9 protein-coding genes are annotated in these 10,893 nt (G+C 58.8%); 8 read left to right on the forward strand and 1 reads right to left on the reverse strand.

All coding sequences use genetic code 11. The annotated features are described in order from the left end of the window. Positions 1-153: 153 nt before the first annotated feature. The 8 genes from pyrC (at position 154) to FHK95_RS08220 (ending at position 10,308) form a co-directional block, all read left to right on the forward strand. On the forward strand, positions 154-1,203 hold the full coding sequence (gene pyrC, locus FHK95_RS08185) for a dihydroorotase (RefSeq protein WP_150304099.1): 1,050 nt from the start codon (positions 154-156) through the stop codon (positions 1,201-1,203). A gap of 9 nt (positions 1,204-1,212) precedes the next feature. Further along, positions 1,213-1,884 (forward strand): ribonuclease T, encoded by a 672-nt coding sequence (rnt, locus tag FHK95_RS08190; RefSeq protein ID WP_408003599.1) that lies wholly within the window; start codon positions 1,213-1,215, stop codon positions 1,882-1,884. Between the two features lie 290 nt (positions 1,885-2,174). Continuing rightward, complete coding sequence (locus FHK95_RS08195; RefSeq protein WP_150304100.1) at positions 2,175-3,149, forward strand: TAXI family TRAP transporter solute-binding subunit; 975 nt, start codon at positions 2,175-2,177, stop codon at positions 3,147-3,149. Between the two features lie 63 nt (positions 3,150-3,212). After that, a complete protein-coding gene (locus tag FHK95_RS08200; protein ID WP_150304101.1) occupies positions 3,213-5,822 on the forward strand; it encodes a TRAP transporter permease in 2,610 nt (869 codons plus the stop codon). Beyond that, positions 5,815-6,243 (forward strand): universal stress protein, encoded by a 429-nt coding sequence (locus FHK95_RS08205; protein ID WP_150304102.1) that lies wholly within the window; start codon positions 5,815-5,817, stop codon positions 6,241-6,243. The genes FHK95_RS08200 and FHK95_RS08205 overlap by 8 nt, the downstream gene beginning before the upstream one ends. Positions 6,244-6,525: 282 nt before the next feature. Beyond that, on the forward strand, positions 6,526-7,560 hold the full coding sequence (locus FHK95_RS08210) for an ABC transporter substrate-binding protein (protein WP_178114742.1): 1,035 nt from the start codon (positions 6,526-6,528) through the stop codon (positions 7,558-7,560). Beyond that, the gene (locus tag FHK95_RS08215) at positions 7,557-9,344 is read left to right on the forward strand and encodes a sensor domain-containing diguanylate cyclase (RefSeq protein ID WP_150304104.1); all 1,788 of its coding nucleotides are present in this window, start codon (positions 7,557-7,559) and stop codon (positions 9,342-9,344) included. The genes FHK95_RS08210 and FHK95_RS08215 overlap by 4 nt, the downstream gene beginning before the upstream one ends. A gap of 133 nt (positions 9,345-9,477) precedes the next feature. Beyond that, positions 9,478-10,308, forward strand: coding sequence for an SDR family oxidoreductase (locus tag FHK95_RS08220; RefSeq protein ID WP_150304105.1), 831 nt, complete (start codon positions 9,478-9,480; stop codon positions 10,306-10,308). Between the two features lie 48 nt (positions 10,309-10,356). On the opposite strand, the gene FHK95_RS08225 is transcribed toward FHK95_RS08220, so the two are convergent. Next, entirely contained in the window at positions 10,357-10,725 is a 369-nt protein-coding gene (locus FHK95_RS08225; protein ID WP_150304106.1) for a PH domain-containing protein, read from the reverse strand. Positions 10,726-10,893: the final 168 nt, after the last annotated feature.

Genomic DNA, 10,893 nt, shown 5'->3' on the forward strand with positions numbered 1-10,893 from the left:
ACGCGCTGTCCCGCACAGCCATGACACTCTCGCTCCGGCGCAGCCCCCGTCCGCGACCGGGTCTCGTACACGCGCAATGCGCTGAACAGCCTCAGTGTAAAATCGAGGCAATTCCGGTAGCATGGCGCCATTGCAACAGCCTGGAACATCGCGATGACCGACACCCTTTCTATCATCCGGCCTGACGACTGGCACATCCACCTGCGTGACGGTGATGTCCTGCCCGACACGGTCGCAGACGCCTCACGTGTGTTCGGCCGGGCAATCATCATGCCGAACCTCGTTCCGCCGGTACGCGATGGCCAGCAGGCCGCCGCCTATAAAGCGCGTATTCTTGCCGCACGCCCGAGCGCATCGGTGTTCGATCCGCTGATGGTCCTGTACCTGACCGATCAGACCAGTCCCGATATCATCCGCCAGGCCTGGAACAGCAAGCAGGCGATTGCCGCCAAGCTCTATCCCGCCGGCGCGACCACTAATTCGGATTCTGGCGTCACGGCGCTGGAAAAGATCTATCCCGCGCTGGAAGCCATGGCCGAGGTCGGCATGCTGTTATTGGTGCACGGCGAAGTCACCCACGCCGATGTGGATATTTTCGATCGGGAAAAGAGCTTTATTGATCAGCAACTGGTTGGCCTGGTTGAGCGCTTCCCCACCCTCAAGGTGGTATTCGAGCACATCACCACGGCAGACGCGGTGGAGTTCGTACAGAGCGCGTCGGACCGGGTCGCCGCGACGATTACCGCGCATCACCTGCTCTACAACCGTAACCACCTGCTGGCGGGCGGCATTCGTCCGCATTATTACTGCCTGCCCATTCTCAAGCGCCAGCGTCATCAGCAGGCACTCGGTGAGGCGGTGGCCAGCGGCTCGCAGAAATTCTTCCTGGGCACCGATTCGGCGCCCCATGCCGGTCATGCCAAGGAAGCGGCCTGCGGCTGCGCCGGCTGCTACACCGCGTATGCCGCGGTGGAGCTCTACGCCGAGGCATTCGATACGCTTGGTGTACTGGACAAACTCGAAGCCTTTGCCAGTTTTAACGGGCCGGATTTCTATGGCCTGCCGCGCAACACCGACCGCATTACCCTGGTTCGCGAGAGCTGGAATGCTCCGCACACGCTGCCGTTCGGAGGCCAGTCTGTGGTCCCGTTGCGTGCTGGCGAAACAATCAATTGGCGAGTAGTTCAATCGCCTGAACGCTAAGGATCGCCAGTGAGCGAGTTTGAGTTCGACGACAACATCGATAATGCACCCCAGGCATCGGGCCCCAAACCGCCGATGGCCTACCGCTTCCGTGGCTTCCTGCCGGTCGTGGTGGATGTCGAGACCGGTGGCTTCAATGCCGCCACGGATGCGTTGCTGGAAATAGCCGCCACCACCATCAGCATGGATGATGACGGCATGGTCTATCCGGACCACACGCACTTCTTTCGCGTAGAGCCATTCGAGGGTGCCAATGTCGAGGCAGCCGCGCTGGAGTTCACCGGCATCAAGCTGGATCATCCGTTGCGCATGGCTGTCGACGAGCACCATGCCCTGACTGAAATTTTTAAGCACATCCGCAAGGCGGTGAAATCCGCCGGTTGCAAGCGCGCGGTGCTGGTCGGGCATAACGCCTTCTTCGACCTGGGCTTCGTCAACGCTGCCGTCGAACGCACCCAGATCAAGCGTAACCCCTTCCATCCGTTTTCCTGCTTTGATACCGCCACGCTGGGCGGCCTGGCGTATGGGCAAACGGTACTGGCCAAGGCCTGCGCCGCAGCCGGTATAGAGTTTGATGGGCGTGAAGCGCATTCGGCGCGTTACGACACCGAACGAACCGCTGACCTGTTCTGCGCCATCGTCAACCGCTGGCGCGAGATGGGCGGCTGGCCGCCCGTCTAAGCGGATTGAGCTTCGGCCTTCCTCGGCATCCTTGATGATCACCTGGCGACAGCTGGGTAAGGATGCCGTGGGCATTGCCTTTTACTGGCCCCAGGCCTTCTCTTATTCCTTTTTCCGATAACAACAGCCGGCGTGTTAACTTGCAGGAATGGTCAGTGCCGGCTATTTTCAGAGATGGCACCAATCTTCCGCTACACTTCAGATGTTAACTCGGCAACAGCTAATAATTGGATGGAGGTCGGCGGCGCCACATGCAGGCCGACTTTGATCAGAAAAAGGAGTCATCCCAGATGAAACGCACTTCACTTGCCGTACTATTTTCCGCCGCTATTGCGTGCGCGGGTATCTCTGCCACCCAGGCAGTCGCCCAGGAAAACTTCGTCACCATTGGCACTGGCGGTCAAACCGGCGTGTATTACGTCGTCGGGCAGTCAGTGTGCCGGTTGATCAACCGCAACAGCAATGAGCACGGCATCCGCTGTAATGCGCCGTCCAGCGGCGGTTCAGTTGCCAACGTCAATGCCATCCGTGGCGGCGAAATGGACATGGGCGTTGTTCAGTCTGACGTTCAATTCAAGGCGTATAAAGGTATCGAGAACTTCGAGGGAGCCGGAGAATTTGAAGGGCTGCGCGCCATGTTCGCGCTGCACGGCGAGCCTCTGACTGTAGTCGCTCGTCGCGACGCCAACATCAAGACGGTCAAGGACCTGAAGGGCAAACGCGTCAACATCGGCAACCCCGGCTCTGGTCAGCGTGACACCATGGACGTAGTGATGGACGCACTGGGCTGGTCCCGCTCCGATTTCGCGCTGGCATCCGAACTGGACGCCGCTGAGCAGGCCGCGGCACTCGGTGACAACAACGTAGACGCCATGGTCTATGTCGCCGGGCATCCAAACGGCTCGATTCAGGAAGCCACTACCACTGTTGATTCGGTGCTGGTATCGGTGTCGGGCGAGGAGATCGATCAGCTGATCGAAGAGCGTCCTTACTATGCCAAGGCAATCATTCCAGGTGGACTGTATCGCGGCAATGACGACGACGTTGAGACCTTTGGCGTGCGCGCTACGCTGGTAACCTCTACTGATACACCAGAAGAAACCGTCTACCAGACCGTCAAGGCCGTATTCGAGAACTTCGACCGGTTCAAGCGTCTGCACCCTGCTTTCGCGACACTGACCGAAGAAGAAATGATCAAGGAAGGTCTCGCCGTTCCGCTTCATGATGGTGCCGTACGCTATTACAAGGAACGCGGCTGGATGTAACCCTGTACCGGGCCGCTTATTGCGGCCCGTTTACTTTCTGCAACAGCTGACGCAGGGCCTGCCATGACCGAAAAAAACCTCCAACGCGACGACCTGGGCACTGAACTGGAGGATCTGGTTTCCTCCGCCGATACCGGAGCCCGCAAACCACGGGGCGTGACAGGCAAGCTGCTGTTGGGTATTGGTGCCACCTGGTCGTTATTTCAATTGTGGATTGCCTCGCCGCTGCCCTACATGGTGGGCTTCGGTGTATTCAACAGTGCCGAGGCGCGCTCGATCCACCTGGCGTTTGCGGTATTTCTTGGCTTCATGGCCTTCCCTGCGCTCAAGCGTTCGCCGCGTGACTACGTCCCGATCCTGGACTGGATTCTGGCGCTGATCGCGTCTTTCTGCGCGGCCTATCTGTTCATTTTCTATTCCGAGCTGGCAAGCCGGCCCGGGAGCCCGACGACAATAGACGTCACGGTGGGTGTTATCGGCCTGGTGATGTTGCTCGAGGCCACCCGACGCGCACTCGGGCCGCCGCTGATGATCGTCGCTTCGATATTCATCATCTATTCGCTGGCTGGCCCGCACATGCCAGGCATTCTGGCCCACCGCGGCGTTAGCCTTCAGGCGCTGACCAATCACCAGTGGCTGACCAGCCAGGGTGTATTCGGTATCGCACTCGGCGTATCCACCAGCTTCGTGTTCCTGTTTGTGCTGTTCGGTGCCCTGCTCGACAAGGCCGGTGCCGGCAATTATTTCATCAAGGTTGCGTTTTCCTTGCTCGGTCACTATCGCGGTGGCCCCGCCAAGGCAGCGGTCGTAGCCTCCGCCATGACCGGTATTATTTCCGGCTCCTCCATTGCCAACGTCGTGACCACCGGGACCTTCACCATCCCGATGATGAAGCGCGTCGGCTTCTCCGCGGAGAAAGCCGGTGCTGTGGAAGTGGCCTCCTCGGTGAATGGCCAGATCATGCCGCCGGTGATGGGCGCTGCGGCATTCCTGATGGTCGAGTATGTCGGTATTTCCTATGTTGAAGTCATCAAGCATGCCTTCCTGCCGGCGCTGATTTCGTACATTGCACTGGTGTACATTGTGCATCTGGAAGCCATGAAGGCCGGCATGCAAGGCCTGGAATCCAGTAACCCGCCTCGCCCTCTGGTGCGCAAGGTGATCGGCTTTCTGACCGGCCTTATATTGCTGATGGTGCTGTCGCTGGCGGTGTATTACGGCCTTGGCTGGCTCAAGCCGATTCTCGGTGACAGTGCCTTCTGGGTGATATCGTCGGTGCTGATCGTTGTTTACATTGCCTTGCTGAAACTGGGCGCCCAGTACCCGGTACTGGAACTGGATGACCCGGATTCGCCGGTCGTCACCTTGCCCCAGACCCGCCCCACGGTCATGTCTGGCCTGCATTACATCCTGCCGGTCATCGTGCTGATCTGGTGCCTGATGGTCGAGCGGCTATCCCCCGGCCTGTCGGCATTCTGGGCCACCGTGTTCATGATCATCATCATCCTCACGCAGCGGCCACTGACCGCACTGTTTCGCGGGCAGAGCGCGCTGGGCAACGACCTGATGCATGGCCTGAGCGATCTCTGGCAAGGGCTGGTCGCCGGCGCGCGCAACATGATCGGCATCGGTATCGCCACCGCCACCGCGGGCATAATCGTTGGTGCGGTATCGCAGACAGGCGTAGGCCTGGTGCTGGCCGATCTGGTCGAGCTGCTGTCGATGGGCAATCTGATGCTCATGCTCATGCTCACCGCCGTGCTCAGCCTTATTCTGGGCATGGGCTTGCCAACGACCGCCAACTACATCGTGGTGTCGGCGCTGCTCGCTCCGGTAGTAGTAACCCTGGGCCAGCAAAACGGGTTGATCGTGCCGCTGATCGCGGTGCACCTGTTTGTCTTCTTCTTCGGCATCATGGCCGACGTCACGCCCCCGGTCGGCCTGGCCTCCTTCGCGGCGGCGGCGGTGTCTGGCGGCGACCCTATCCGCACCGGTTTCCAGGCGTTCTACTACAGCCTGCGTACCGCTGCCCTGCCGTTCCTGTTCATCTTCAACACCGATCTGCTGCTGATCGATGTCGGTCTGTGGCATGGCATCCTCATCTTTATTGTGGCGACCATAGCCATGCTTATCTTTGCCGCAGGGACGCAAGGCTGGCTGGTCGTACGTAACCGCTGGTACGAGAACATCCTGCTGCTGCTGGTAGCGTTCACGCTGTTCCGCCCAGGTTTCTGGATGGACATCATCCACGATCCCTATGAATCCATCCCGGCAGCCGAGCTGACCCAGGCATTGGAGCGTGTCGACGAAGGCAGCCATCTGCGCATGCAGATTGCCGGACTGGATAAAGTCGGTGATCCGCGGACCTTCCACCTTCTGGTACCTATACCTGACGGCGCAACGGGTGAGGAACGGATGGAAGAGCTGGGCTTGACACTCATGCAGGATGGCGACCGTACCTTGGTCGACATGGTCACCTATGGCAGCCTCGCGGCCGATCTGGGTTTCGATTTTGATCAGGAGATCCTCGAAGTGCTGGCTCCGGTAGACCGCATCGCCAAGGAGTGGATGTGGATCCCCGGTCTGTTGCTGTTCGCAATGATCGTCGGGCTGCAGTGGAAGCGCCGCGAGCCCACCGACAAGCCGCGTATGGAGGCGGGTGCCCATGTATAACAAGATTCTGCTGCCCATTGATCTAAACCACAAAGCGTCCTGGCAGAAAGCGCTGCCGGTGGCGCTGGAACTATGCCGCGCGCACGGTGCCTCCTTGTATATCGTTACCGTGCTGCCGGATTTCGGCCTGCCGCTGGTGGGGGGCTTCTTTCCCAAGGACTTTGCCGTCAAAGCGAGAAAAACCTTCAGCGATAATCTCCGCGAATTCGTCAAGGAGATGATTCCCAAGGACGTGAAAGTCCAGCGCGTGGTGGCCGACGGCAAACCCTATGAAGCGATACTGCGTGTGGCGAAGAAACAGGAGGTTGACCTGATTGTCATGTCCTCACACAAACGCAAACGCCTGGAGGATTACGTGCTGGGCACCAATGCCCTGCGCGTTGTGCAGCAGTCGAAACTATCGGTATTGATTGTGCGGTAATGACCGGATGGAAGCGGACCGGCGGAACCCTCTCGCCGGTCCTGCTGCCGACTCCTGACGTTGATGCGAGGCCCTGAAACTCGCGCCCGCTAGCGTTCGAACCATCGATTAACATCATAGTGCCATTGCCCCGCCCAACCGCTCTCTGCTAGCATCCCGCCTTTCCAACGAACGCGTCCAGCCAAAGTGCCTACTTATAACCCCTCACTTCGCATGGCTTTTTCAGTCCTGTGCGTCTTTGTGTGTGCCTTGAGTTGGACTGGTACCGCCAGCGCCCTGAGCATGACGTTCATCAACCCTGGACTGTCCACCGAGCCCTACTGGATCGACGCAATGCGCGCCATGCGCGGAGCGGCAACGAGCCTGGACGTGCAGTTTGAGATACTTCACGCGGAACGCGATTTCCGAAAACAGATATCGCTGGTCAGCGACGTTGCCGAGCGACCCGCCGCGCAACGACCAGACTATCTGATCATTGCCGGAGAGAAAGGCACCCTGGCCGCCCAGCTGGAACTGGCAGAAGCAGCAGGTATTCCGGTATTCCTCGCGTTCAACAGCGTGCGCCCTGCCGAGCGGCCTCAGGTCGGTCATCCTCGCGGGCGCTTCAGCCAATGGCTCGGCAGCCTGACGCCCAACGCGGAAGAAGGTGGCTATCTATCTGCCCGGGCGCTTTTCACCCACACCTTAGAACACACGCCTGAGCAGACATCAGTAGGCTTGATCGCCATTGCAGGCGACCGCTCTACTGATACCGCCCTGAAGCGGAACCAAGGGTTGCAGCGCGCGCTTGCCGAGTTCCCGCAGGTGCAGTTGTATCAGATGGTCAATGCGGACTGGTCCCGCGACAAAGCCGCCGAACAGGCTGCTCACCTCTACCGCCGCTACCCTGACGTGCGGATGGTCTGGGGTGCCAGCGATCAGTTAGCCTTCGGCGCGATGCAATCATTGCGCCGTATCGGGGGCGTACCAGGCCAGGATGTGTTTTTCTCAGGAATTAACTCGACTGACGAGGGGTTGCGCGGCGTGATTGCGCAGGAGCTGACCGCCCTCGCAGGCGGACATCACCTGGCAGGCGCCTGGTCGATCGTCCTGCTTCATGATCATTACCACGGCCTGGACTTCTATCAAACGCACGACGGGCACTCCGAGCTCGAATACTCCATGTTCTCGTTACAGGATGCGCGGATCGCGCAGCAACTGATACAGCGTCGCCAGCAGCACCCTCCCCTGGACTTCTGTTCATTCAGCATGGTCTGCGATCCGCTTCGCCAAGCCTACGACTTTTCCTTCGACGGCTGGCTGAAGGTACATCTGTGATCGCAAGCACCCGGTTCAGACCTTTCAGTCGTCGGTTACTGGTCAAGCTCAGCGCGCTTGCCTTGATTGCCATGCTGCTGGTCTCGATTACGCAGGCTGTACTTATCAACCGATCAGAGCGCCAGAATTACCAGGCTCTGGTCAAGCAGCTGACCTCGACTCAGATTCCGCTGCTGCAAACGGCCTTATGGGATGTCGAACTGGGGACAATAGATCGTCAGCTTCAACGCATCGCCGGGCTGCCCCCCGTCGCCGCTGTGCATTTGCTGTCCGATACCGGCCTGGATATCCGCGCAGGAGAGCCCTCAGTCCAGTCCCAACCGGCCGACGCTATTCTGCTGATCCCTTCGCCATTCGACACCAGCGTGCCCCTGGGTGAACTGCACATCTATTACCAGCATGAACGCGTGATGCAGCAGATCATGAGCTCGATTGTGCAGCGTATCCTTGAGTTCTCGCTGTATACGCTGCTGATCTTTCTGGTGCTGTTTCGCGCCCTGCAGTCTGAACTAGGTCGGCCGCTGAACCAGATAGCCGAGTACGTCAGCAGCCTAAAACCCCAGCGTCACCCGCCTGGCCTGAAACTGCCGCGCCGGACCCGTGACTGGCATGACGAAATTGATCTGATAGTGGATGGCTTCGACACACTGCGCAAAGGCATGTCGCACTACAGCGAGCAGCATGAATGCGTCATGCAGGCCTTGGCGAGCGAACGCGACAGCCTTGATCTGCATGTCGCGCGACGCACGCGCGAATTCGCGCAACTCAACAGCTATCTCAGGCTAATCACCGACAAAACGTTGAGCCTGATGAATCTCAATCACGCCGAATACCCTGAAGCGTTGCGCGATACGCTTGCGGCGCTCTGCCAATACCGGCAGTTCGATGCCTGTGCGTTATTGGACCAACAGGCAGGCGAGCCATCCCGTTATCGGCTCGGCTGGATGCAGGAGAAGGATCCGGTCTGGATTGAGCAGATCAAAGCCCTGGATATCTCTGCCGGCGAGCCGGACTGGTCCATCCAGCGCCTCTCGGAACGCACGCTGTTGATACGCTTTATTGGCCCCCAGACCAGCTTCTGTTGCGCCTTGCGAGACGCACCCGGCACCTTCGAACCCACCGGGGACGAGCTGACGCTAGGCACCGGCCAATGGCTGTTCAGCCTGGTTCAGCATTGGGATCACGTGATTGGCCTGGATCAGGCGAGGCAGGAGCTGATACAGATGTCGCACACGGACCCCCTCACCGGGCTGGCAAACCGCAGACACTTTGAAGCGCATCAGCTCGGTGAGCTCCGCCGTGCATCACGGCTTGGCTACGCCGCCAGCCTGCTCATGATAGACGTTGATTACTTCAAGGGATTCAATGACTTATACGGGCACTCCGCCGGCGACGACTGCCTCAAGGCGTTGGGGGCATTACTGATTGGTAGCTTCAAGCGTGCCGGGGAACTCCCTTCCCGGATGGGCGGCGAGGAGTTTGCCGTGTTGTTACCGGGGTATGACCTGGAAGGTGCAGTGTATGCCGCTGAGGCGCTTCGCCGGTCAATCCATGCCTTGGCCATACCCCATGAAGGTTCGATCTGGGGGCAGGTCACAGTGAGCATAGGGTGCGCGAGCTGGCAGGGAACGGGCGAGCCGGACAAGGTGATAGAGAGTCTGCTCAATACCGCCGATGCCGCGCTCTACGAGGCCAAGAGGCTAGGCCGCAACCGCGTCGCGACGCCCTACTCAAGCGACAGCCCGTCTAACGATGTAGCCGGCGCTCCCGTCGTACCCGGATAACTGATACGCTCGTTGCTCCCACGGGTCTGGAATCCTTTGCTTCTAGCCACTATTCGCGCTCTCGCCTCTACACGCCTTCAGGTGCATGCAAATCAGTTCAGACTCTATGTCAACAAACCATCAGGTGTTTGATATGAACAAAGTTGTATTAATTACCGGAGCCACCTCTGGAATGGGCAAAGTGACTGCTTTGCTCCTGGCTGAGAACGGCTATTCCGTCTATGCCGGAGTCCGGAGTTCCAGCGAGGAATTGCTGGAGGAAACACAGAAGCGCAACCTGTCCATCCACACCGTGAAACTGGACGTTCAGGACAGCACATCCATCCGCGACGCGGTCAAGGATGTCATGGCCAAGGAAGGAAGGATCGACGTGCTGGTGAATAACGCCGGCTACGGCCTGGTTGCCACCATTGAGGACGGCACCGACGAGGAAATATTCAAGCAGTTTGACGTCAATGTGTTCGGCCTGATCAAGATGACACGCGAAGTGCTGCCCCATATGCGTCAGGCCGGCAGCGGCGTCATCATCAATATCTCGTCCTTCCTCGGCAAGATGGGGCTGCCCCTGCTCGCGCACTACAATGCCAGCAAGTACGCGGTAGAAGGCATCACCGATTCGCTGCGTTTCGAGGTCGCTCCCTTCGGTATCAGGGTGCACTCCGTGCTCGCCGGCTTGTTTGGCACCAACTTCGTCAAGAAAGGCCTGGTCGCCAACAGCAATACCACCAGCGAGGATTCGCCGTACAAGACGCTGGTCTCGCATTTTGTTCCAATCGTCGCCGCTGCCATCAACGATGGACCCGACCCACTGCCGATTGCCGAGGCCGTGAAAGCCATTATCGAAGATGAAAACAGCGACATCGCCGTCAAAGTCGGCGCCGAGTCCGAGCAGTTTGTACCCCTGCGCAAGACCCTGGACGACAAGGCCTTTGAGGCAAAGGTGAAAGAGACCTTCGGTCTCTGATACATGAACCGGCGCCGTCTGGCGCCGTTTCAGCCAGGCACACGCAGCCTATAGCGCGTGCCGGGAAATATGTTTCGATATCTCCACGATAGCCGTCCGGCCAGTAAATTCGAACTGCACCTTACCCAGTGACGAAAAATAGATTTGCAGCTCGGAATCAATATCAAAGGTGCCGGACGTCTCGATGGAATAGGTCACGATGTTCTTGTATGGCAGCGAAGTGAAATCCTTTTTGCTTCCGGTCAGACCCTGCACGTTCACCGCAATGATCCGCTTATTGGTAAATACAACGCCATCACGCATGGACTTGTACGAGTCGATGACTTGCTCGCCCTCCATCAGCAGCTCAGCCACTTTTTCCGCGTATTCCGCGTTCTGTTTAAGCTTGAAGAAGCCCTTGTTCTCGAAATCGATCATTGTGCAACCTTGTGTTCACGGGGCTCAAGCGCACCAGTGGGGGAGAATTTCGCGCCGTTCTGACGCGACGTGTCGCAGCAGTGTCGCGAAGCTCAGCGGGGTTGGCCAGTGTCTTGTGCATTTGGATTGGCAAGCCGAACCTGAACCCGAATCCCCCCTAGCCCGAAT

The organism is Pseudomonas saliphila (assembly GCF_008638345.1).
Lineage (GTDB): Bacteria > Pseudomonadota > Gammaproteobacteria > Pseudomonadales > Pseudomonadaceae > Halopseudomonas > Halopseudomonas saliphila.